Genomic DNA, 22,403 nt, shown 5'->3' with positions numbered 1-22,403 from the left:
CGGGCACAGCAGTTGCACCGCCGGTTTCTCCCGATGGCCAGCGACAGAACGTGGCGGCACCATGGGCGCGACAGGCGGAGGAAAGCCATGAAGGCGGCATGGTACGAAGAGGCGGGCGCGGCGCGCGCGGTGCTGACGGTGGGCGAGATGCCGCGGCCGGAGCCCGGCCCCGGCGAGGTGCTGGTGCGCGTGCATGTCAGCGGCGTGAACCCTTCCGATACCAAGACGCGGGCCGGCAAGGGGGCGCGGGCCAATCCCTGGCCGCGCATCGTGCCGCACCAGGATGGCGCCGGCGTGGTCGAGGCCGTGGGGCCGGGGGTGGAACCCGGCCGCATCGGCCAGCGCGTCTGGCTCTATGAGGCGCAGCTAGGCCGCGCCTTCGGCACCGCCGCCGAATATGTCGCGCTGCCGGCGGCGCAGGCGGTGCCGCTGCCGGAGAATACCAGCTTCGAGGCAGGCGCCGCCCTGGGCGTGCCGGCGCTGACGGCGCATCGCTGCGTCTTCGGCGGCGGGCCGGTGGCGGGGCAGGTGCTGCTGGTGACGGGCGGGGCGGGGGCGGTGGGCTTCTATGCCATCCAGTTCGCCGCCCGGGCGGGCGCGCGGGTGGTGGCCACCGTCAGCAGCGCGGCCCAGGCCGAGGCCGCCCTGGCCGCCGGCGCCGTGCTGGCCATCAACCGGCGGGAGGAGGATGTGCCCGCCCGCGTGGCGAGCTTCTGCGGCGATGTGGAGGGGCGGGGCATCGACCGCGTCATTGATGTCAATTTCGCCGCCAACCTGCCGGATGTGCTGCGGGTGCTGAAGCGCGGCGGCAGCATCGTCACCTATGCATCCGATGCGGGGCTGGAACCCGCCATTCCCTTCCGCCAGCTCCTGAACCTGAACGCCCGGCTGGACTTCGTCCTGGTCTATACGATGGGGGAGGAAGCGCACCGCGCCGCCATCGCCGCCACGACGGAGGGGCTGGCGCACGGCACCCTGCGCCACCGCATCGGGCCACGCTTTCCGCTGGCGCGGATTGCCGAGGCGCATGAGGCGGTGGAGGCCGGCGGCGCCCCCGGAAAGGTGCTGGTAATGCTGGCCTGAGCCGAGTCGCAGAATTGCTTATGTGACAGATTTATTGCATTCCTCCGCCGCAGGACGTTCCCCCCTTTCGTGAGGGGACTCCAGGAGGATCCGCCTGATGCTGTCGCGTCATTTCTTCACACTGGCCGCCACCGTGGCGGCCACGCTGACCCTCGGCGCGCTGCCGGCGGCGGCCCAGGGCTCGCTGAATGTCTACTGCTCCGCGCAGGTGGAGTGGTGCCAGGCGGCGGCCAATGCCTTCGCCAAGGAAACCGGCATCCGCGTGAACATGTCCCAGAAGGGCAGCGGCGAGGTGCTGGCGCAGATCCGCGCCGAGGCGCAGAACCCGCGCGGCGATGTCTGGTACGGCGGCACCGGCGACCCGCACCTGCAGATGGCGGAAGACAAGCTCTCGGCTGTCTACCGCTCCCCCATGCTGGACCAGCTGCATGACTGGGCCCGCAAGCAGGCCGAGCAGAGCGGCTACCGCACGGTTGGCATCTACGCCGGCGCCATGGGCTTCGGCTACAACCCGGAGTTGCTGGGCAAGCGCAATATCGCCGCCCCCGCCTGCTGGAAGGATCTGCTGGATGCCCGCTTCAAGGGCGAGATCCAGATGGCCAACCCGCAGTCCAGCGGCACCGCCTATGTCATGATCGCCACCATGGTGCAGCTGATGGGCGAGGATCAGGCCTTCGACTACCTCAAGGGCCTGCACCGCAACGTCAATGCCTATCCCCGCTCCGGCACCGGCCCGATCAAGTCGGTGGCGCGCGGCGAGACTGGTGTTTCCATCTCCTTCGTGCATGACGCGGTGACGGAGCGGCTGGGCGGCTTCCCGGTGCAGTATGTCGTCCCCTGCGAGGGCACGGGCTACGAGATCGGCTCCATGTCCATCGTCGCCGGCGCCCGCAACGAGCGGAACGCCAAGCGCTTCTACGACTGGGCCCTGAGCCCGGCGGCGCAGCAGATCGGCGCCGAGGCCAAGTCCTTCCAGACGCCGTCGAACCGCAACACCCCCATCCCGGCCGAGGCGCCGAAGATGGATCAGATCAAGCTGATCGACTACGACTTCGCCAAATACGGTTCCTCCGACGAGCGCCGCCGGCTGATCGAGCGCTGGGACCGCGAGGTGAACAGCCTGCCGCGCTGAAGCACCCTCATTAAATAGCCCGAAGGCTCCGCCGCCATGCGTTCCGCCGGCCTCTGGTCCAGCGCCCTCGCGCTGATCGCCGCCCTGCTGCTGCCCTGGTATCTGGTGCAGGACGGCATCGGGGTTCTCTCCTATGCCGATGGTGGCTGGCTGACGGACCCGGACGGCGCCCCCGCCCCGGGCCTGATCCTGGCCGAGGGCCGCTGGTGGCTCTGGCCGGCGGTGCTGGCGCCGGTCCTGGGGCTGGCGGCGGCGCTGCTGCCGCTCTCCCGCCCCGCGCGCTCCTGGCTGTTCCTGGCGGCGGGCGGGCTGGGGCTGGGGCTGCTGGCGGCGCAGGGCTGGAGCATCGGCCCGCGCGGCTGGATGGCCCCCTGGCTGGAAGCGGCCTTTGGCGAGACGGAGCTGCGGCAATACGGCATCGGCTGGGGCGGCACCGTCGTCTCCTGCGCCCTTTGCGTGCTGCTGGCGGCGGGCCTGGCCGGGCGCGGCGCCTTCCGGGGCGATGCCTTCACCGCCACCGTGGCGGTGGTGCTCACCGTCTCGATCCTGGTCTTCACCGCGCTGCCCATCGCGCAGATGATGGCCGGCGCCTTCCGCGACATGAGCGGCGCCTTTGCGCCCTCCTCGGCCGTGACGCGGCTGATGGACGACCGGCTCTGGGGCCTGGGCTGCCTGGCCGGCGCGCCGCGCTGCGGCGTTGTCTGGAACACCCTGCTGCTGGCGCTGCTGACGGCGGCGGGCACCACGGCGCTGGGCCTCGCCTTCGCGCTGCTGGTGACGCGCGGGCGGCTGCGCTACCCGGCGCCGCTGCGCTGGATGACGGTGCTGCCGATCGTCACGCCGCCCTTCATTCTCGGCCTCGGGCTGATCCTGATCTTCGGCCGCTCCGGCCTGCTCTCCCAGGCCGCCTCGGCCTGGTTTGGCATCGAGCTGGGGCGCTGGATCTACGGCCTGCCGGGCCTGCTGCTGGCGCAGCTCTTCGCCTTCACCCCCATCGCCTTCCTGGTGCTGATCGGGGTGGTGGAGGGGCTTTCGCCGACGCTGGAGGAAGCTTCCCAGACCCTGCGGGCGGATGAGCGCGCCACCTTCCGCACCATCACCCTGCCGCTGCTGCTGCCGGGCCTGGCCAATGCCTTCCTGCTGGGCTTTGTGGAAAGCATCGCCGATTTCGGCAATGCCGTGGTGCTCGGCGGGTCCTTCAATGTGCTCGCCACCGAGATCTTCTTCGCGGTGGTGGGCGCCCAGGCCGATGCCGGGCGTGCCGCCTCGCTGTCCCTGGTGCTGCTGGTGCTGACCCTGGTGGTCTTCTTCCTGCAGCAGCGGCTGACGGCGCGGAAATCCTATGTCTCCATTTCCGGCAAGGGCGATGCCGGCCTGCCGCCGCCGCTGCCGCGCGGCGTGCGCCGGCTCTGCCTGATCGTCGCCGGCACCTGGACGGCGCTGACGGTCGGCCTCTACCTGCTCGCCTTCCTGGGCGGCTTCGTCGAGGTCTGGGGCCGCGACTACACGCCGACCCTGCGCCACTTCGTGAAGGCCTTCTCCATCGAGGGCGGGCAGTTCACCGGCCTCGCCTGGAACAGCGTGCTGACCACGCTGGAACTGGCCGCCATCTCCGCCCCCATCACGGCGGTGCTGGGCATCCTGGCTGCCTGGCTGTTTTCCCGCACCCGCTTCGCGGGGAAGGGGATGCTGGAATTCGCCACCCTGCTGTCCTTCGCGGTGCCGGGCACGGTGATCGGCGTGGCCTATCTCGCCGCCTTCAACCTGCCGCCGCTGGAACTGGCCGGGACGGGCGCCATCATCGTCGCCTGCTTCGTGTTCCGGAACCTGCCGGTGGGCCTGCGCTCCGGCATGGCGGCCATGGCGCAGATCGACGGCTCGCTGGACGAAGCCTCCCATACGCTCGGCGGCGGCGGGCTGGACGCCTTCCGCCGCGTGGTGTTGCCGCTGCTGCGGCCGGCCATCGTGGCGGGGCTGACCTATTCCTTTGTGCGCGCCATGACCACCGTCTCCGCCGTCATCTTCCTGGTGACCGCCGAAACCGAGCTGGCGACCGTCTTCATCGTCAACCGCATCATCAACGGCGACTACGGCCTCGCCATCTCCACCTCGCTGGCGCTGATCGTGCTGATGCTGGCGGTGCTGGGGGTGATGAACCTGGCGGTCGGCCGCCGCCGCATCGGCCGCCGCGCCGCCGCTGCCGCCACCCCTGTCGCCGCCGCGCCTGTTCCCGGAGCCATCGCATGAGCCGCGCCGCCGAAGTCCGCTTCGAGAATGTCATCAAGCGCTACCCCGGCAGCAGCGCCGTGGCGGTGAACAACGTCTCCTTCACCATTCCGGCGGGCACGCTCTGCACGCTGCTCGGCCCCTCCGGCTGCGGCAAGACCACCACGCTGCGGATGATCGCCGGGCTGGAATACCCTTCCGAGGGCCGCGTGCTGATCGGCGGCAAGGATGTCTCCGCCCTGCCGCCGGCCGAGCGCGACGTGTCCATGGTCTTCCAATCCTATGCCCTCTTCCCGCACATGAACGTGCTGGAGAATGTGGGCTACGGCCTCACCATCTCCCGCCAGCCCAAGGCGCGGGTGCGGGAGGCGGCGCGGGCCGCGCTGGCCTCGGTCGGCCTCTCCGGCTTCGAGGAGCGGCTGCCGTCGGAACTCTCCGGCGGCCAGCAGCAGCGCGTGGCGGTGGCGCGCGCCCTGGTGCTGGAGCCGGCGGTGCTGTTGTTCGACGAGCCGCTGTCCAACCTCGATGCCCGGCTGCGCCGCAAGATGCGGGAGGAGATCCGTGACCTGCAGCAGCGGCTCGGCGTCACCGTCGCCTATGTGACGCATGACCAGGCCGAGGCCCTGGCGATCTCCGACAAGGTGATCGTGATGAACCAGGCGGTGATCGCCCAGGAAGGCACGCCGCGCGACCTCTACGAGTCTCCGGCCAGCGATTTCGTCGCCGGCTTCGTGGGCGAGGCCAACCGGCTGCCCGCCACGCTCTCCCACCGCGAGGGGGCGATGGCGCGGGTGACCATCGGCTCCGCCACGCTCTCCCTGCCGCATCGCGGCGCGGCGGAGGGCGCGGTGCGGCTGGCGGTGCGGCCTGAGGCGGTCTCGCTGCTGGATGCCACCGATCCTTCGGCCGTTCTGCGCGGCAAGGTGGCCAAGGCCGCCTATCTGGGCGGGCTGATGGAATATACCCTGGCCACCGAGGCCGGCGAGGTCTTCGTGATCGACCCCGAGACCAGCCGCCCGCGCGGGGTGGGGGAGGAAGTGGGCCTCAGCCTCGGCCAGCGGGGCGTCGCCGTATTGCCGGCGTGAAACGCCCCTTGGCAGGGCGGCGGGGTTAGGCGATTGACCGGCGGCCGGTGCGGCCATTTCCCTGGACCGCCCGCCGGGGGTATCCTGCCGCCACATGAACCGCCTCGACCGCTACCTCTTCCGCCAGCTTGCCGTCGGCCTGGTGGCCGTCACGGTGGGCCTGGCCGCCCTGGTTTGGCTGACCCAGAGCCTCCGCTTCATTGAGCTGGTGCTGGACCGCGGCCTCTCGCCCGCAGTCTTCGTGGAGCTGACCGGGCTGCTGCTGCCCTCATTCGTCGCCGTCATCCTGCCCATCACCACCTTCGTGGTGACGCTCTTCACCTATGTCAGGCTGGCCGGGGACCGGGAGCTGGTGGTGATGCGCGCGGCCGGCCTCTCCGACTGGCGGCTGTCCCGGCCGGCGCTGATGGTGGCGACGCTCTCCACCGCGCTCTGCCTGTTCCTGCAGCTCTGGTTGGTGCCGGTCAGCCATGCCGCCTTCCGCGAATGGCAGTTCGAGATCCGCAACGAGATGGCCGCCATCCTGGTGCAGGAAGGTGTCTTCAGCTCGCTGGGCGACGACCTGACGGTCTATGCCCGCCGGCGGGACCCGGACGGCACCCTCTACGGCATCATGGTGCATGACCAGCGCAACCCCGCCGCCCCCGTGACCATCATGGCGGAGCGCGGCCGGCTGGTCTCCACCCCGCGCGGCCCGCGCGTGACGCTGCAGAACGGCGTGCGCCAGACCATGGAGCAGTCGCCGCCCGGCGCGCCCAGCCCAGGCCCGCGGCTGTCCGTGCTGACCTTCGAGGAAAACAGCCTCGACCTCGCCGCCTCCTCCCGCTCCCAGCAGGAGGCCAGCCGCAACCGCGACTCGCGGGAGCGCTTCGTGGGCGAGCTGCTGCACCCCGACCCGGCCGAGAACCTGCCCGAGCGCGACCTCCGCAAGTTCCGCGCCGAGGCGCATCAGCGCCTCTCCTCGCCCTTCACCGCCCTGGCCTATGCGCTGGTGGCCCTGGCCACAGCGCTTTCCTCCGCCTTCCGCCGCCATGGCGACTCGCGCCCGGCGGCCATCGGCGTCGGCATCGTGGTGACGCTGCTGGCCCTTGGGCTGGCGGCGGGCAATGCGGCGGCACGCGACAACATGTTCATTCCGTTGATCTGGCTGCAGGTGGTGCTGCCGGCGATCGGCGCGCTCTGGGTGCTGCTGGGCTCGCCCGGCCTGCCCCGGCGGCGGCCGCGCCTGCCGCCGGAGCTGGGCGGCGAGGAACCTTCCCTGGGCAACGCGCCCGGCCCACGCCTGTCCTGAGCGCCCCATGCCCTTTGCCCTGACCCTTTCGGCCTATGTGGCGCGCCGCTTCGCCACCATGGCCATCATCATGATCCTGGCGCTGACCGGGCTCGTGGCGCTGTTCGACTTCATCGAGCTGCTGCGCCGTGCCGCCACCCGCGCCGATGCCGGCTTCGGGCTGGTGCTGACCATCGCCGGGCTGCGGCTGCCCTATGTGATGCTGCAGATCCTGCCCTTCGGCATCCTGCTGGGCGGCATCATCGCCTTCTGGCGCCTCGCCCGGTCCTCCGAACTGGTGGTGGCGCGGGCGGCGGGAGTCTCGGCCTGGGGCTTCCTGGCGGGGCCGGTGCTGGTGGCGGTCTGCCTCGGCGTGCTCTCCATCACCGTGGTCTCGCCACTCTCGGCCGCCATGTTCTCCCGGGCCGAGCGGCTGGACGCCACCTATCTGCGCAATGCCTCCGGCCCCGCCATGCTCTCGGGCGGGCGGCTCTGGCTGCGGCAGGCGGATGTGGGGCTGGACCCCGGCGGCACCATCATCATGGCCGGGCGGCCGGAACTGGGGCGCGGCAGCTTCCTGCTGCGCGATGTCTCGCTCTGGCGCCTTTCCCCCACCGACCGGCCGCTGGAGCGGGTGGAGGCCCCCGCCGCCCGGCTGGCCGAGGGCGCCTGGACGCTGGAGAATGCCGTGACCTTCGGCGCCAACCGCCAGCCCGGCGCGCCGGCGATGCTGGTGGTGCCGACGACGCTCACCGCGGACCGCATCGAGGAAAGCTTCGCCAGCCCCGATACCCTGTCCTTCTGGGCCCTGCCGGAATTCATCCAGGTGCTGGAAAGCTCCGGTTTCTCGGCCATCCGGCACCGGCTGCACTTCCATTCGCTGCTCTCCCTGCCGCTGCTCTCGGCTGCCATGGCGCTGATGGCGGCGGGCTTCTCCATGCGGCAGTCGCGGCGGGGCGACGTGGCGCGCACGCTGGGCCTCGGCGTCGCCGCCGGCTTCTCGCTGTTCCTGCTGGACAAGGTGGCGGAGGAATTCGGCCAGGCCGGCAACCTGCCGGTGGAGCTGGCGGCCTGGGTGCCCTCGCTGGCCGGTCTGATGCTGGCGCTGGCGCTGCTGCTGCATCTGGAAGACGGCTGAGCCCAGGCTTGCAAGCCTGGGCGTGACGGGAAAGTGATCGGGCGGTGGCGTGGCCATGATGTCGCGTCGCCAGGCTGAAACATGACAGGCCCTAAGCGCCCTCTCGTCGCCGTCCCGGTAACGGGCTATTCAGGGGCCATGCACCGAGCCACGCACGGCGCCGGGAACCTTCCGGCCGGGATCACCACGCGGCGCCACGCCCGGCGCGGGCCGCATTGGCGCGCCGTTCTGCTGGGAGGCGCCGCGCTTTGGCCGGCCCTCCTGTTGCCGGGCGGCGCTTTTGCCCAATCGACGCTGGGCTCCGGCGCCTCGGGCGCCTCGGGCGCCGGGGTGGGGCTGGGCACCGGCGCCCTGGGCGGGGGCGCGACCCAGGACCTGGGCGTCGCCAACCCGGGCAGCGGCTCCGGCACGCCGGCGGGGGGCGAGCTTTCCACGCCCGCCATCCCCGGCACGGCGCCGCCCACGGCCGCCGCCGCGCCGGCACCGGCCCCCGCCAATGACCGCGAATCGCCCGTGACCTTCACGGCCGACGAGGTGGAATACGACCAGGACAAGAACCTGGTGACCGCCCGCGGCAAGGTGGAGGCCTGGCAGAACGAGCGCATCCTGCGCGCCGATACCTTCACCTATAACCGCGAGACCGGCGTCGCCGTCGCCGAAGGCAATGTGCAGCTGCTGGAGCCGGACGGGCAGGTGACCTTCGCCAACCGCGCCGAGCTGACCGGCGACATGCGCAACGGCGTGGTGGAGGGGCTGCGGGCCCGGCTGGCGCAGAACGGCAAGCTGGCGGCCACCGGCGCCACCCGCACCAACGGCAATATCGTGGACATGGCGCGGGTGGTTTATTCCTCCTGCGACCTTTGCGCCGACGATCCCACCGCGCCGCCGCTCTGGCAGGTGCGCGCCCGCATCGCCACCCATGATAAGGAAGAGCAGCGGCTGCGCTACCGCGACGCCACGCTCGAGATGGGCGGCTGGCCGGTGCTCTACACGCCTTATCTGTCGCATCCCGACCCCTCGGTGCCGCGCCAGTCGGGTTTCCTGACGCCGATCCTGGGCAACAGCACCTTCCTCGGCCCCTTCGTGCAGATCCCTTATTACTGGGCGATCGACGGCAGCCAGGACATGACGCTGCGGCCGACCTTCGCCACCCAGGAATATCCGGGGCTGGGGCTGGACTACCGGCGGCGCTTCAACAGCGGCACGCTCAATCTCTCCGCCTCCGCCGGCAACCTCTCCGGCGGCAATATCGCCGAGAACGACAAGGGCCTCGGCGCCCATATCTACAGCAGCGGCCAGTTCGCGCTGGATGAGCACTGGCGCACCGGCTTCAACCTGAACCGCGCCAGCAGCCAGGCCTATCTGCGCGCTTGGCGCTACAGCGCGCCGCGCGTGCTGACCTCGGATGTCTATCTGGAAGGCTTCTGGGGCAGCGAGGGCTATGCCCGCGTCGATGCCCGCGCCTACCAGAGCCTGAACGATGTCGACGACAAGGCGGTCATCCCGCTGGTGCTGCCGAATGCCTATGCCGAATACGCCTATCCGCGCGATTCGCTGGGCGGCTACCTGACGCTCGATGCCGGCGCCTTCGTGGTCTTCCGCGACGAGGGCACCGACACCCGCCGCCTGACCTCCCGCGCCACCTACAACCTGCCGAAGCTGGACCGCTTCGGCGGCATCTGGACCCTGCGCAGCCAGATGGACCTCTATGGCATCTCGGCCGATCATCTGGACCAGGCGCCGAACTTCGCGGACCGGAACAGCATCACCACCGGCAACGGCAATCTCCGCGTCGCCCTGGACTGGCGCATGCCTTTCGTGCGCAGCGCCGGGGAATATGGCAGCCAGCTCCTGGAGCCGCATGTGCAGCTGGTCACCGGCCCGAGCACCGGCCGCCAGACCAATATCCCCAACGAAGACAGCATCGCCTTCGAGTTCACCGATGCCAATCTCTTCGCCCTGAACCGCTTCACCGGGCGGGACCGGCAGGAAGGCGGCACCCGCATCGACGCGGCCATGCGCGGCGCCTGGTTCTTCCCCAATGGCGGGCAGGCCGAGGCACTGGTGGGCCGTTCCTTCCGCGCCAGCGAGGAGGATGTCTTCTACAAGGGCTCCGGCGTCGAGGACCGCGCCTCCGACTGGGTCGGGCGGCTGCGGCTCTCCCCGGTGCCCTGGCTCGACGTGCTGGCCCGCGCCCGCTTGGACAAGGATACCCTGAGCAACCGCCTGACCGAGACGATCGCGCGGGTCGGCCTGGGGCCGATCAGCGTCTCCGCCACCTATCTCTTCACCACACCCAACCCGGCGCTGATCCTGACGCCGCGGCAGGACCGGAACGAGGTCGGCGGCGGCGTCAGCGCCCGCCTGGGCACTTACTGGCGGGCCGGCGCCTTTGGCCGCTACGACATCCAGCGGGACAGGCCGGTCGCCGCCGGCGTCAACCTGACCTATGAGGATGAGTGCCTGGTCTTCAACGCCAGCTATCAGCGTGACTGGGCGGAGCAGTCCGACATCAACAACTATTACCCTTCGGGCGAGACGCTGCTCTTCCGGATCGGCTTCAAGACGATCGGCGATTTCGGCTTCCGGGCCATCTGACCCCCGCGCGGGGGAGGGCAGCCTCCCCCCTGCCGGGACACTTCCCGAAACGCCATGTGATTTCGCCGCCGCGCGATCTGCGCTAGGAAACCCTCATGCGTGCCACCACCTCCCCCCGCCCTTCCATGCGGCGCCTCCTCCGCGGCGCCAGCCGTGTCCTGCCGCTGGCCCTCCTGCTGGCTGGCCCGGCGGTGCTGGCGCCCATGGCCTGGCCAGAAGCAGGGCAGGCCGTGGCGCAGACCAACCGCATCATCGCGGTGGTCAATGGCGATGTCGTCACCGCCAACGAGATCACCAACCGCGCCCGCCTCTTCGCGCTCAACAGCGGCATGGGGGCGAATAGCGAGGTGCTGGCCCGCCTGACGCCGCAGGTCACGCGCCTGCTGATCGACGAGCGGCTGCGGATGCAGGAGGTGCAGCGCCGCCGCATCCTCGTCGGTGACGACGAGGTGGGTGAGGCGGTGCGCGACATCGAGAGCCGCAACGGGCTGCCGCAGGGCGGTCTGGCGGCGCAGCTCCGCGCCTCCGGCGTCGAGCCGCGCGCGCTGTACGACCAGATCCGGGCCCAGATCGGCTGGTCGCGCCTGCTGCGCGCCATGCTGGGCGCCCAGGGCGAGATCACGCCGCGTGAGGTCGATGACTTCGTCGCCGCCCACAAGGCGCGCACCGGAGAGCCGGAATACCTGGTCTCCGAGATCTTCATCCCGGTGGACGAGCCCGGCTCGGAGCCCGAGGTGCGGCGCTTCGTGGATGACGTGGTGGGCCAGCTGCGGCGCGGCGTGCCCTTCCCGGCGGCCGCCACGCAGTTCAGCCAGAGCCAGACGGCGCTGCAGGGCGGCGACATGGGCTGGGTGCGGCCGGATGAATTCGACCCGGCCGTGGCCAGCCTGCTGCAGCGCATGCCGCAGGGCGCCATCGCCAATCCCACGCGCGTGCCCGGCGGCTTCCAGATCGTCGCGCTGCGCCAGAAGCGCGAGACGGGGCGGGAGATGGCGACCCTGGTGACGCTGCGCCAGGCCTTCTACCCCTTCACCAGCGCCCTGGACCCGCAGAACCCGACGCAGCAGCAGCGCGACGCGGTGGAGCGGGCCCGCACCCTGCAGGACAAGAGCTGCGCCACCGTCGAGGCCGCCGGCCGCAATGGCAGCCGCCCGGCCGACCCCGGCGCGGTGCGGCTGGACACCATGCAGCCGCCGCAGTTGCGCGACCTGATCGCCGCCCTGCCGCTGGGCCGGGGCAGCCAGCCCATCATCACCCCGGAAGGCGTGATGGTGATCGCGGTCTGCACCAAGGAAGCCCGCAACCTGGCCGAGCTGACGCCGGACCAGGCGCGCAGCCAGATCCTGCGCGACCGGGTGGAACTGATCTCCCGCCAGCTGCAGCGCGACCTGCGCCGCCGCGCCACGATCGAGCAGCGGAGCTGACGGCCCCCGCCATGCCGGTGCTGCCGGATCTGCGGGACACCGTCGCCAAGCATGGTCTGGCGGCGCGCAAGTCGCTGGGCCAGCACTTCCTGCTGGACCCGCATGTCTGCGCCCGCATCGCCGCCATTGCCGCGCCGCTGGATGGGCGCGTGGTGCTGGAGGTCGGGCCCGGCCCTGGCGGCCTGACCCGCGCGCTGCTGGAAAGCCCCGCCGCCCGCGTGGTGGCGGTGGAGCTGGACCGCCGTGCCATCGCGGCGCAGGAGGAACTGGCCCAGGCCTATCCCGGCCGCCTGACGGTGGTGGAGGGTGACGCCATGAAGGCCGATACCCTGGCGCTGCTGCCCGAGTCGCCGCGCCGCGTGGTGGCCAACCTGCCCTATAACGTCGGCACGCCGCTGCTGATCGGCTGGCTGAAGCAGGCCGCGCTCTTCGAGAGCCTGACCCTGATGTTCCAGCAGGAGGTGGCCGAGCGGATCTGCGCTGCGCCGGACACTGACGCCTATGGCCGGCTTTCCGTGCTCTCCCAATGGCGCTGTTCCTGCCGCATGGCGATGCGCCTGCCGCCCGGCGCCTTCAGCCCGCCGCCCAAGGTCTGGTCCGCCGTGGTGCATCTGGTGCCGCATGCGGAGGACCCGGGGCCGGAACTGCTGGCGGCCATGGAGCGCCTGACCGCCGCCGCCTTCGGCCAGCGCCGCAAGATGCTGCGCTCCAGCCTGAAGTCGCTGGGCGAGTCGGATGCGCTGCTGTCCGCCGGCGGCATCGAGCCCACGCGGCGGGCCGAGACGTTGAGCGTCGCGGAATTCGACCGGCTCGCCAGGCTGCTGGTGGCGCGTGTGGCCTGAGGCCCGCGCCGGAATCCGCAAAGAATCCGGCGCCATGCTCTTGGTGCGGCCGGCATAGCCCGGCATCGTGTTGCGGTGTGACGAGGCCGGAACAGGGACCGCAGCATGAGTGACGATCTGGATATCTATCAGCGCCAGGGCTTCGGCAAGAAGCTCGGCCTGGGCGTGGCGCCCGCCGTGGTGGTGGTGGATTTCGTGAAGGGCTTCACCGACCCGGCACATTTCGGCGGCGGCAATATCGACGCCGCCATCGAGAAGACCGTGGAACTGCTGGCCCTGGCCCGCGCGCGCGGTTGGCCCGTGGCCCATACCCGCGTGGTCTATGCCGATGACGGTTCCGATGCCGGCGCCTTCGCCACCAAGATGCCGCCGCTGCTGAACCTGACCGAAACCAGCCCGCTGTCCCAGATCGTGCCGGAACTGACGCCGGAGAAGGGTGAGCTGGTGGTCCGCAAGCGCAATGCCAGCGCCTTCTTCGGCACCGATCTGGCTGGCTGGCTGGCCTTCCGCCGGGTGGATACGGTGCTGGTGGCGGGCTGCACCACCTCCGGCTGCGTGCGCGCCACGGTGGTGGATTCCTGCAGCCACAGTTTCCGCACCGTGGTGATGACGGATTGCGTCGGCGACCGCGCCCTGGGCCCGCATGAGGCGAACCTCTTCGACATGGGCCAGAAATACGCGGACCTGATGACGCTGGAGGAGCTGCGCGGCCTCAACTGAGGCCCTGGCTCAGCCCCAGGCGTAGCGCAGGATCTGCACCAGGGCGCTGATCACCAGCAGCACCAGGACGATTCGGGACAGCGTGGACATGGATGGCATCTCCGCCAGATGGGGGTGCCATGCCCGCCGTAAAAGCCTCGCTGGCGCGGCGGCCGGGCTTCGCTTATCCCTGCCGCCATGCAGGATGCGACCGATTCCCGCCTCGCCGCGCAATACGAGGCCTATCCCTATCCCGCCCGCCAGCCGCGGGACGAGGCGAAGCGGCTGATCGTCGGCAGCCCCAGCCATCTGCTGGAAATCGACCACTGGGTCTTCGGGGCCCGCCGCCCCGCATCGCAGCCCCTGCGGGCGCTGATGGCCGGCGGCGGCAGCGGCGACGGCACCATGATGCTGGCGCAGCAACTGGCCAGCGCCGGAAGGCCGGGGGAGGTGACCTGGCTCGACCGCTCCGCCGCCGCCCGCAAGGTGGCGGAGGAGCGCGCCGCCGTGCGCGGCCTCTCCAATATCCGCTTCATCTCCGGCTCTCTGCTGGACCTGCCGACGGCGGGGCTGGGCGCGTTCGACTACATCGACTGCTGCGGCGTGCTGCACCACCTGCCGGACCCGGCGGCGGGGCTCAGTGCCCTGGCCGGGGCGCTGGCGCCGGACGGCGGCATCGGGTTGATGGTCTATGCCCCGCATGGCCGCACCGGCGTCTATATGCTGCAGGACGCGCTGCGCCAGCTGGCCCCGGATACCGAGGCGCCGCCGGAGCGGGTGGAAGTGGCCAAGCGTCTCTGGAAGCACCTGCCGGAAACCGCCTGGCTGCGCCGCAACCCCTGGATCGACGACCACATCCGCGGCGGCGATGCCGGGCTCTACGACCTGCTGCTGAACCCGCGCGACGTGGCCTTCACGGTGCCGCAGTTGGCGGCGCTGATCGAGGGCGCCGGGCTGCAACTGCGCTGCTTCCTGGAGCCCGGCCGCTACGACCCCGACCGCTACCTGCCGGACCCGCGCCTGCGCGCCCGCACGGCGGGCATGACCCCGGTGCAGCGGGCGGCGCTGGCGGAATCCATCACCGGCAACATGGGCATCCATATCGCCTACTGCACCCGCGCGGGCGAGGCGCCGCCGCAGCCGGCCTGGGACGACCTCGCCTCCGTGCCCGTGCTGCGGGAAATCGACGGCGCCATGCTGGCCAAGGGCATCCCGGCGGATGGCATGCTGCGCATCGCCTTCGATGACATCCGCCTGGGCGTGCCCATGCCCCGGCTGGCCTCGGCCATCCTCTCCCGCATCGACGGGCGCCGCAGCATCGGCGCGATCGGGGAGGCGCTGGCGGCCAATGGCGTCACGCAGGAAGCCTTCCTGCGGGACTTCGCGGCGCTGCGGGCGGCGCTGGAGCCCTTCAACCGCCTGCTGCTGGCCGCGCCCGCTTGAGCGACCCCGGGCTGGAGCAGCGGCCTGTCATCATCATCTTCGGGGCCGCCGTGCGCCCCGATGGCGGCCCCAGCCTGACGCTGCGCCGCCGGGTGCAGGCGGCGGTGCGCTTCGGCGAGGCGCTGCAAGACCCGCTCTACATGCCGACCGGCGGCCAGGGCCGGCACGGCCCGCCCGAGTCGGTGGTCATGGCGCGGCTGCTGCAGGACCTGGGCGTGCCGGCGGATTCCATCCGGCAGGAGCCCACGGCGGTGGATACGCTCTCCTCCGCCCGCGCCTGCGCCGCGCTGCTGCGGGGACACCGGGGGCCGGTCTGGGCCGCCAGCAGCGGCTACCACCTGCCGCGCTGCGTGATGCTGCTGCGGCTGATGGGCCTGCCCGCCCGCGCCGCCCCGCCGCCCGAGGCCGCGATGGAATGGCGGGACCGCTGGTGGTGGCGGGCACGGGAAGGAGCCGCCCTGCCGGTGGACTTGGCCCTGGGCCTCTGGGCCCGCTTCCGCCGCTAGCCCCGGCGCGGGCGCAACCCCGCCATTCGCGGACGTGAATTTCTGGACGGCATGCCTATTTGTTGTAAAAGCGGTGCGATGACGCGGCGGCCACCCTTTGGTGGCCTTTCGCAGCGGTGGCGCGATGCAGCCACTCGCCCCGTTTCCCGTTTACGGCAGACCTACTGATAGACGCACGGCGCGCCGCCTCCGGCCCGCGCCTGGAGGATGAGAGTTTGGACGATTACACGACCGAATCCCTGGCCAACCCGGCCGAGGCCGCCATCGCGGCGGCAGGGCTTCGGGTCGAGCAGCGGGAGATGCCGCAACTGGTGCGGCTCGTCTCCCGCCGCATGCCGGCCGATCAAGAGGCGGTGGCGGAAGCCCTGTGCCAGGTTCGCCGCAAGGCCTGGACCGGCCGGTTGCTGGACCTCGCGAACCGCTTCGGCGAAAGCTGGGTGCGCCGCGCCGATGCCGAGGCCGCCGCCGGCCGCGTGACCGACCCCGAGATCGGTGAAGAGGGGCTGCGCGAGGAACTGCGCGAGGTGATCGCCGCCCGGCTGCGCGCCGCCGGCGCCACGCCGGAGGCGGCGCTGGACGCCATTTCCTCCGAGCTGCTGGAAGCCACCGGCCACATGCTGCCGGCCGACCGCCACGCCACCCTGGCGCAGCAGGTGGCCCATGCGCATGGCATGGACCGCGCGGCCACCGCCGGCTTCGTGGCCGCCGCCATCCGCGCCGAGGACCGCCGCCGTGCCGAGCTGCGCTCCGCCGAGCAGGCCGCCCGTGCCCGCCGGCGCGAGGAAGTGGCGCGGCTGAAGGCCTGGGAAAAGAGCCTCGTCGGCATCGAGGGCATCCCCGGCCTGCTGGGCTGCACGCCCAAGGAGGCGCTGCGCTGGGCCGGCGCCGGCCTGCTGCCGGTGGCGCGCAAGCAGCGCGAGCGCGGCGGGCGGGAGCGCTGGGAATTCGACCCGGCCGAGATCATCCCGCTCAAGGGCGAGGTCGCCGGCTGGCGCCGGGTGGAGCAGGATGCCGCCGATGCCCGGGGCGCCAAGCGGGACGCGCCCACCCCGCTGACCCGCGTCGGCAATGCCGCCATCGCGCGCGTCGCGGCGCTGGACCGCTATGCGGCCCACTTCGCCACCGCGCGGGCGCTGAAGCGGCGCATCACGCTGGTCACCGGCCCCACCAACAGCGGCAAGAGCCATACCGCGCTGGACCGACTGGCCAGTGCCGAGAACGGCTACGCGCTCGCCCCGCTCCGCCTGCTGGCGCATGAGTTCCGCGAGGCGCTGGGGCAGCGTGGCGTCGATGCCTCGCTGGCCACGGGCGAGGAGCGCATCACCATCCCCGGCAGCCGCCACTTGGCCGCCACGGTGGAGATGTGCCCGCTGCACAACCCCGTCGATGTCGCCATCGTGGACGAGGCGCAGCTGCTGCACGACCGCGACCGCGGCGCCGCCTGGACCGCCGCCATCATGGGCGTGCCGGCGCGCGAGGTTTTTGTTCTTGGCGCCCCCGAATGCGTCCCGATGGTGGAGCGCATCGCCCAGCTTTGCGGCGATGAGGTCGAAAAAGTCTCGCTGGAGCGCAAGGGCCCGCTGCGCGCCGCCACCAACCCGGTGGGGCTTTCCGAACTGCGCCCGGGCGACGCGCTGATCGCCTTCTCCCGCCGCGACGTGCTGGACCTGCGGGCCGAGCTGGTGCGGCGCGGCCGGCGCGTGGCGGTGATCTACGGCGCGCTCTCCCCCGAGGTGCGCCGCGCCGAGGCCGCCCGCTTCCGCAATGGCGAGGCCGATATCGTGGTGGCGACGGATGCCATCGGCATGGGCCTCAACCTGCCGATCCGCCGCATCATCTTCTCCACGCTGAAGAAATTCGACGGCGAGGGCCGGCGCGACCTGAACGCGCAGGAGATCAAGCAGATCGGCGGCCGCGCCGGCCGCTTCGGCAAGTATGAGGAAGGCGTGGTGGCCGTGCTGGCCGGCGCCGGCAGCCCCGACTTCGTGCGCCACCTGCTGCACAGCCCGCCGGCCCCGCCGGAGGAACTGCGCCCGCAGGTGCAGCCGGATGCCGATATCGTCCGCGCGGTCGCCAATGAGATCGGCTCCGACAGCCTCTTCGGCGTGCTGGCGCGCATCAAGCGCGCGGTGCTGCGGCTGGACGACCCGAACTACCGCCTGGCCGACATGACGCAGACTCAGGCCATCGCCTCTGCCATCGATGGCGTCGGCCTGTCGCTGATGGACCGCTGGACCTACGCCCTCTGCCCGGTGGATGAGCGGGACAACGGCATCCAGCGCCTGGCGCGCTGGGCGGTGGACCATGCCGCCGGCCGCGCCGTGGTGCCGCCCTCCGCCGGCCGCCTGCCGGCGCCGGACCAGGCGACGGGCGAGGAACTGCAGCGTGGCGAGAAGGTGCACAAGCGCCTCGTCGCCTGGCGCTGGCTGGCGCTGCGCTTCCCCATGGCCTACCCGGATTTCGAGCGGGCGGAAGCCGAGACGGCGCGGCTGGACAACTGGATCGAGGATGTGCTGCGGCAGCAGCGGCGCGGGCGCACGGCGCTGGCGGGGTAAGGAAGGTTGGGGAATGAATTCCCCAAACCCCTTCTTCTTTCTTCAGGTTCAAGCGCCGGTCCGCCCTGCTGGCGGACTCGAAAACGAAAGATGGGGGTGCGGGGGAATTCCTTCCCCCGCGCTTCCTTAAAGCCGCGCGACCACGGCTTTGCCCGTGGCTGCGGTGCCCAGGCGCCCGCCGATATCCACCGTGGTCTCACCTGCCGCGACGGCATCGGCCACCGCGACCTCGATGGCCCGCGCGGCGGCGGCGAAATTCGTGCTGCCCAGGCGCTCCGCATGCCAGTCCAGCAGCTGCGCGGTGGAGAGGATCAGCGAGAAGGGATTGGCCACGTCCTGCCCGGCGATATCGGGCGCGGAACCATGCGCCGCCTGCGCCATGGCATAGCGCGTGCCGGCATTCACCGAGCCGCCGAGGCCGATGGAGCCGGAGAGTTCGGCGGTGAGGTCCGAGAGGATGTCGCCGAACATGTTGGTGGTGACAAGCACGTCGAACTTCTGCGGCGCGCGGACGAGGTGGGCGGCCATGGCGTCCACAATGTATTCGTCCATAGTCACCTCGGGAAATTCGGCGGCGACCTTGCGGCATTCCTCCAGGAACATGCCGTCGCCGATCTTGAGCACGTTCGCCTTGTGCACGGCATGCACGCGCTTGCGGCGTGTCATGGCCACGCGGAAGGCGCTGCGGGCGATGCGGTTGCAGCATTCGCGCGTGATGCGGCGGAGGGAGACGCAGACATCCGGCGTCACCAGCATCTCGCTGCCGCCGGATTCCATGTTGCGGTCGGCGTAGAAGCCTTCGGTATTCTCGCGCACCACCACCAGGTCGAATTCGGCGACGGCGGGGTGCTTCACGCCGGGATAGGTGCGGGCGGGGCGGATGTTTGCAAAAAGGTCCAGCTTCTTGCGGAAGAACATCGAAGGGTTGATGCCGCCCTTCGATTCATCGAGGTAATCGAAGGTGGACATCGGGCCCATCACCAGCCCGTCGGCGGCCCGGACCTTTTCCAGCAGCTCGGGGCGCAGGGTGGTGCCGTAGCGCTTCAGGCTCTCATGCCCGGCCAGCTCATGCTCCAGCGCCAGCCCGAGGCCGAAGCGGTCGGAGACCGCCTCCAGCACCGCCACGGTGGCGGCGGTGATCTCCGGCCCGATGCCGTCGCCCGGCAGGACGACGAGGCGCATGGCATTGCTCTTGGGCATGGGTTTCCTTCCCGGTGTTCTGGGGAGGAAGGTTACCCCGATGCGGTGGGTGCGGCGAGGCTCAGGCGGTTTCCAGCTTTTCCTGCAGTTCCAGCCATTCCTCCTCCAGCGCGGCCACCTGCTTGGCAATGGCGCCCTGGCGCTGCGTGGCCCAGGCGATGTCCTCGGGCTTGAAGCGGGCATAGGTGGTGGGGTCGCCCAGCTTCTTCTCCAGCAGGGCGGATTCCTTCTGAAGCTTGGCCATCTCGGCCTCGATCTTCGTCACGCGCTGGCGCAGGGGGGCCAGGGCCTGGCGGTTCTCGGCGCGCTCCCGCCGCTCGTCGCGGCGGGTGGGGGCGGCGTCGGCCTGGGGGCCACGGGCGGCGCGGGCGCGCTCGGCCAGCAGGGAACGGTAGTCGTCCAAGTCGCCGTCGAAGGGCGTGACGCGGCCCTCATGCACCAGCCAGAGCCGGTCGGCGGCCAGCGTCACCAGATGCGGGTCGTGGGTGATCAGCACCACCGCGCCGCCGAAATCCGCCAGCGCCTTCACCAGGGCCTCGCGCGCATCGATGTCGAGGTGGTTGGTCGGTTCGTCGAGGATCAGCAGGTGCGGGGCGTCGCGCGTGCAGAGGGCCAGCAGCAGCCGCGCCTTCTCGCCGCCTGAGAGGGAGCCGATCTTCGTGGTCGCCCGCTCCTCGTCCAGGCCGAAACGGGCGAGCTGGGCGCGGCACTGCGTCTCGGTGGCCTTGGCGCCCAGCGCGTTCTGCATGTGGGAGAGGGGGGTGCCGGAAAGGTCCAGCTCCTCCGCCTGGTGCTGGGCGAAATAGCCCACCTTCAGGCGACGGTCGCGGTGGATCTCGCCCCGCATCGGCTCCAGCCGCCCGGCCAGCAGTTTCGCCAGCGTGGACTTGCCGTTGCCGTTGGCGCCCAGCAGGGCGATGCGGTCTTCCTGGTCCAGCCGCAGGTCCAGACCGTGCAGGATGGCGCGGCCGTCATAGCCGACATCGGCGCGGGAAAGGGCGACGATGGGCGGCGCCAGTTCCGTGGGCTCGGGGAAGGCGAAGCGGGTGGGGGCGTCCTCCACCACCGATTCGATGGCCGGCAGCTTTTCGAGTGCCTTCAGGCGGGACTGCGCCTGCCGGGCCTTGGTGGCCTTGGCGCGGAAGCGGTCCACGAAGGACTGCATATGGGCGCGCTGGGCCGCGATCTTCTCGTTCTGCGCCAGTTGCTGGGCGGCGCGCTCGGTGCGGATACGGACGAAGTTGTCGTAGGCGCCGGGGTAGAAGGTGATCTTCTGCTTATCCAGGTGGGCGATGCCGTCCACCCCGCGCTCCAGCAGCCCGCGGTCATGGCTGACCACGATGGCAGCGCCGGGGAAGCGCGCCAGCCAGCCTTCCAGCCAGATGGTGGCTTCCAGGTCCAGGTGGTTGGTGGGTTCGTCCAGCAGCAGCAGGTCGGGTTCCAGGAACAGCGCGCGGGCGAGCGCCACGCGCATGCGCCAGCCGCCGGAATATTCGCCCACCGGCCGCGCCTGGGCGGCCGCGTCGAAGCCCAGGCCCGCCAGCACCGTGGCGGCGCGGGAAGGGGCGCTGTCGGCACGGATGGCGATCAGGCGGTCATGGATCTCGCCGATGCGGGCGGGATCGGTGGCGGTTTCCAGCTCGGTCAGCAGGGCGGCGCGTTCGGTATCGGCCTCCAGCACCGTGTCCAGCAGGTTCTGCGGACCACCGGGGGCTTCCTGCGCCACATGGGTCATGCGCGCGCGGGCAGCGAGGCGGATCTCGCCGCCATCGGGCTGGAGCTGGCCGGTGATGGCGCGCAGCAGGGTGGATTTGCCGGCGCCGTTGCGCCCCACCAGGCCGATCTTGCGGCCAGGGTCCACCATCAGCTCCGCGCCTTCCAGCAGCGGGCGGCCGGCGATGCGGATGGTCAGGTCACGGATGGCGAGCACGGTCATGCCCGGCCTTTAGCAGGAAGGGCCCGGCCGAGACAGGATGATGAAACAGGATGATACCATTGTGCCCGGCCACCCCCGGCGCAGCCGTCGGCCGGCTGTGCTAGGGATGCAGCCGAGACCGCCCGAGGACCCACCCTGCATATCGCCCCGCCACCGCCGAAGCCTGCCGCGCCCCCCGCCAGCCCATCCTGGCGGCCGTCCCGGCGGCGCACGCGGCTGTGGTGGTGGATCGGCGGTTCCGCCCTGCTGCATGCCCTGGTAGCGGCGCTGTTGCTGCTGATGCCGCCCAAGAAGGAGCTGGGCGAAGCCAGTTCCGGCACCGAGGTGCCGGTGGTCTTCGAAAGCGGTGCCGGCGGCCCGCCCCTGCCGCAGCCCGAGACGATGCAGAGCGCCCCTGGCGACCCGGAGTCGGTGCCTCCGCTGCCGGTGCTGCCCGACCTGCCGCCGACGCCGGAGCCGCCCAGCCTGCCCGCGCCGCTGCCGCCCGGCCCAGTGGCGGAAGCGCCGCCGCCATTGCCGGAGCCCGCGCCCGCGCCGCCCGCCGCCCCGGTGCCGCTGCCTGCCCCGCCCGTGGAACAGCCGGCGCCGGTGGAGCCTCCGCCGGAGCCGCCCCTGCCGGAGCAGGCGCTGCCGCCCCCGCCGCCGGCGCCGCCCCAGGCCGTGCCGCCGCCGCCCTCCGAGGCACCGGCCCGTCCGCGCCCGGCGCCGGCCTCGCCCTTTGCCGGAACGCTGGACCTGTCGCGGCAGGGGCCGATCGCCATGGCCCCGCCGCCGCGTGGCGGCAGCCCGCGCCAGGCGCGGCCGCCGGGCAGCCTGGATCTGTCCATGGGCAATGTGCCGCAGCAGCGCCGCCGCTCGGCACAGGCCGATTCCAACGGCAATATCGGCTCCGTCGAGGGTGCCCAGCCGACCGGAAGCTGGCGCGGCGCCTTCCTGGACTGGGTGCGCGCGCGCTCCTTCTACCCGCAACAGGCGGCGATGAACGGGGAGGACGGCAATAGCCGCGTGCGACTGACCATCGACCGCAGCGGGCGGGTGCGCTCGGTGGAACTGGTCGGGCGCTCGGGCTCCCGCATCCTGGACCTCGCGCTGCAATCCATCTTCCGGGACCAGCGCGTGCCGCCCTTCACGCCGGACATGGAGGGCGACACCATGACCATGACCTTCACCATGCGGTATATCCTCATCTACCGCTAAGGCGGCGGATGGCGGGCAGGCAAAGGCGCCGTGCCGGCCAGCACGGCGCCTGGCCGGCAGAAGAAGTTG

At 71.4% G+C, this 22,403-nt stretch carries 16 protein-coding genes; 14 read left to right on the top strand and 2 right to left on the bottom strand.

All coding sequences use genetic code 11. From position 1 onward, the window contains the following. Positions 1–87 precede the first annotated feature (87 nt). From EBE87_RS00190 to EBE87_RS00130, 13 genes are all read left to right on the top strand, one after another. Entirely contained in the window at positions 88–1,083 is a 996-nt protein-coding gene (locus tag EBE87_RS00190) for an NADPH:quinone reductase (RefSeq protein ID WP_120639393.1), read from the top strand. 97 nt (positions 1,084–1,180) lie between these two features. Continuing rightward, a complete protein-coding gene (locus EBE87_RS00185; protein ID WP_120639394.1) occupies positions 1,181–2,215 on the top strand; it encodes an ABC transporter substrate-binding protein in 1,035 nt (344 codons plus the stop codon). Positions 2,216–2,251: 36 nt separating this feature from the next. Further along, entirely contained in the window at positions 2,252–4,462 is a 2,211-nt protein-coding gene (locus tag EBE87_RS00180; RefSeq protein WP_120639395.1) for an ABC transporter permease, read from the top strand. Beyond that, positions 4,459–5,526: an ABC transporter ATP-binding protein gene (locus tag EBE87_RS00175; RefSeq protein WP_120639396.1), complete on the top strand. Its 1,068-nt coding sequence runs from the start codon at positions 4,459–4,461 to the stop codon at positions 5,524–5,526. Before EBE87_RS00180 ends, EBE87_RS00175 begins: the two co-directional genes overlap by 4 nt. A gap of 94 nt (positions 5,527–5,620) precedes the next feature. After that, a complete protein-coding gene (lptF, locus tag EBE87_RS00170; RefSeq protein WP_120639397.1) occupies positions 5,621–6,817 on the top strand; it encodes an LPS export ABC transporter permease LptF in 1,197 nt (398 codons plus the stop codon). 7 nt (positions 6,818–6,824) lie between these two features. Next, the gene (gene lptG, locus EBE87_RS00165; protein ID WP_120639398.1) at positions 6,825–7,934 is read left to right on the top strand and encodes an LPS export ABC transporter permease LptG; all 1,110 of its coding nucleotides are present in this window, start codon (positions 6,825–6,827) and stop codon (positions 7,932–7,934) included. A gap of 138 nt (positions 7,935–8,072) precedes the next feature. Beyond that, positions 8,073–10,532 (top strand): LPS-assembly protein LptD, encoded by a 2,460-nt coding sequence (locus tag EBE87_RS00160; protein ID WP_122139805.1) that lies wholly within the window; start codon positions 8,073–8,075, stop codon positions 10,530–10,532. 95 nt (positions 10,533–10,627) lie between these two features. Then, complete coding sequence (locus EBE87_RS00155) at positions 10,628–11,956, top strand: peptidylprolyl isomerase (protein ID WP_233553436.1); 1,329 nt, start codon at positions 10,628–10,630, stop codon at positions 11,954–11,956. An 11-nt stretch (positions 11,957–11,967) separates the two neighbouring features. Next, positions 11,968–12,798, top strand: coding sequence for a 16S rRNA (adenine(1518)-N(6)/adenine(1519)-N(6))-dimethyltransferase RsmA (gene rsmA / locus EBE87_RS00150; protein ID WP_120640602.1), 831 nt, complete (start codon positions 11,968–11,970; stop codon positions 12,796–12,798). A gap of 105 nt (positions 12,799–12,903) precedes the next feature. After that, positions 12,904–13,518, top strand: coding sequence for an N-carbamoylsarcosine amidohydrolase (locus tag EBE87_RS00145; protein WP_120640601.1), 615 nt, complete (start codon positions 12,904–12,906; stop codon positions 13,516–13,518). A gap of 177 nt (positions 13,519–13,695) precedes the next feature. Further along, a complete protein-coding gene (locus EBE87_RS00140) occupies positions 13,696–14,940 on the top strand; it encodes a class I SAM-dependent methyltransferase (protein ID WP_120640600.1) in 1,245 nt (414 codons plus the stop codon). Beyond that, on the top strand, positions 14,937–15,446 hold the full coding sequence (locus tag EBE87_RS00135) for a YdcF family protein (RefSeq protein WP_233553435.1): 510 nt from the start codon (positions 14,937–14,939) through the stop codon (positions 15,444–15,446). The genes EBE87_RS00140 and EBE87_RS00135 overlap by 4 nt, the downstream gene beginning before the upstream one ends. A 215-nt stretch (positions 15,447–15,661) precedes the next feature. Next, a complete protein-coding gene (locus tag EBE87_RS00130) occupies positions 15,662–18,001 on the top strand; it encodes a helicase-related protein (RefSeq protein WP_233559995.1) in 2,340 nt (779 codons plus the stop codon). A 126-nt stretch (positions 18,002–18,127) separates the two neighbouring features. On the opposite strand, the gene EBE87_RS00125 is transcribed toward EBE87_RS00130, so the two are convergent. Together EBE87_RS00125 and EBE87_RS00120 are read right to left on the bottom strand one after the other, a co-directional pair. Beyond that, on the bottom strand, positions 18,128–19,201 hold the full coding sequence (locus EBE87_RS00125; RefSeq protein WP_199707975.1) for an isocitrate/isopropylmalate dehydrogenase family protein: 1,074 nt from the start codon (positions 19,199–19,201) through the stop codon (positions 18,128–18,130). 61 nt (positions 19,202–19,262) lie between these two features. After that, the gene (locus tag EBE87_RS00120; RefSeq protein ID WP_120640891.1) at positions 19,263–21,137 is read right to left on the bottom strand and encodes an ABC-F family ATP-binding cassette domain-containing protein; all 1,875 of its coding nucleotides are present in this window, start codon (positions 21,135–21,137) and stop codon (positions 19,263–19,265) included. Between the two features lie 279 nt (positions 21,138–21,416). Between EBE87_RS00120 and EBE87_RS00115 the strand changes: the two genes are divergently transcribed. Continuing rightward, positions 21,417–22,334 carry an energy transducer TonB gene (locus tag EBE87_RS00115; RefSeq protein ID WP_147465017.1) on the top strand — a complete coding sequence of 306 codons (918 nt, stop codon included), beginning with the start codon at positions 21,417–21,419 and terminating at the stop codon, positions 22,332–22,334. Positions 22,335–22,403: the final 69 nt, after the last annotated feature.

The sequence above is a fragment of the Teichococcus wenyumeiae genome (assembly GCF_003696345.1).
Classification (GTDB): domain Bacteria; phylum Pseudomonadota; class Alphaproteobacteria; order Acetobacterales; family Acetobacteraceae; genus Pseudoroseomonas; species Pseudoroseomonas wenyumeiae.
This window is presented reverse-complemented; position numbering and strand designations above follow the sequence as displayed.

Coding starts and splice junctions, on each gene's coding strand:
- EBE87_RS00155 (WP_233553436.1), top strand. CDS start 10,628: ATGCGTGCCACCACCTCCCCCCGCCCTTCCATGCGGCGCCTCCTCCGC.
- EBE87_RS00125 (WP_199707975.1), bottom strand. CDS start 19,201: ATGCCCAAGAGCAATGCCATGCGCCTCGTCGTCCTGCCGGGCGACGGC.
- EBE87_RS00175 (WP_120639396.1), top strand. CDS start 4,459: ATGAGCCGCGCCGCCGAAGTCCGCTTCGAGAATGTCATCAAGCGCTAC.
- lptG (WP_120639398.1), top strand. CDS start 6,825: ATGCCCTTTGCCCTGACCCTTTCGGCCTATGTGGCGCGCCGCTTCGCC.
- EBE87_RS00145 (WP_120640601.1), top strand. CDS start 12,904: ATGAGTGACGATCTGGATATCTATCAGCGCCAGGGCTTCGGCAAGAAG.
- EBE87_RS00190 (WP_120639393.1), top strand. CDS start 88: ATGAAGGCGGCATGGTACGAAGAGGCGGGCGCGGCGCGCGCGGTGCTG.
- EBE87_RS00140 (WP_120640600.1), top strand. CDS start 13,696: ATGCAGGATGCGACCGATTCCCGCCTCGCCGCGCAATACGAGGCCTAT.
- EBE87_RS00115 (WP_147465017.1), top strand. CDS start 21,417: ATGCCGCCCAAGAAGGAGCTGGGCGAAGCCAGTTCCGGCACCGAGGTG.
- rsmA (WP_120640602.1), top strand. CDS start 11,968: ATGCCGGTGCTGCCGGATCTGCGGGACACCGTCGCCAAGCATGGTCTG.
- lptF (WP_120639397.1), top strand. CDS start 5,621: ATGAACCGCCTCGACCGCTACCTCTTCCGCCAGCTTGCCGTCGGCCTG.
- EBE87_RS00160 (WP_122139805.1), top strand. CDS start 8,073: ATGCACCGAGCCACGCACGGCGCCGGGAACCTTCCGGCCGGGATCACC.
- EBE87_RS00120 (WP_120640891.1), bottom strand. CDS start 21,137: ATGACCGTGCTCGCCATCCGTGACCTGACCATCCGCATCGCCGGCCGC.
- EBE87_RS00180 (WP_120639395.1), top strand. CDS start 2,252: ATGCGTTCCGCCGGCCTCTGGTCCAGCGCCCTCGCGCTGATCGCCGCC.
- EBE87_RS00185 (WP_120639394.1), top strand. CDS start 1,181: ATGCTGTCGCGTCATTTCTTCACACTGGCCGCCACCGTGGCGGCCACG.